Source organism: Vibrio sp. 10N.222.46.A1 (genome assembly GCF_041473595.1).
GTDB classification, from domain to species: domain Bacteria; phylum Pseudomonadota; class Gammaproteobacteria; order Enterobacterales; family Vibrionaceae; genus Vibrio; species Vibrio tasmaniensis_A.
The window spans coordinates 1-274 of record NZ_JBFRSN010001058.1; the positions used below are offsets into that span (position 1 = coordinate 1).

At 35.0% G+C, this 274-nt stretch carries 1 protein-coding gene; it reads right to left on the reverse strand.

What is annotated here, in order from left to right; translation table 11 throughout:
* Positions 1-30 precede the first annotated feature (30 nt).
* On the reverse strand, positions 31-274 hold a 244-nt coding region (locus AB4496_RS23685; protein ID WP_372105786.1), incomplete at its 5' end, for a hypothetical protein.

Genomic DNA, 274 nt, shown 5'->3' on the forward strand with positions numbered 1-274 from the left:
TTGTAGCCATACTATTAAGTATTTACAATATTAATTAAGTCGAGATTGGACTTGAGACCAAAATTGGTCAGCTACTAGGACAAACTGTGCACGGTTCTGATCCAAGTATGCTAGAAAGTCCTTATCATTGACATCTTCATTTACAGCACTAACTACTAGTTCTTGAGTTAGACTTTCTACTATTAACTTAATTTCAGTATCCGTATCTAGCATTAATATTAGTCGGCTTCGCAGAGAGTATACTTTCATTTGTAGAAGATCAAACTGACCATCC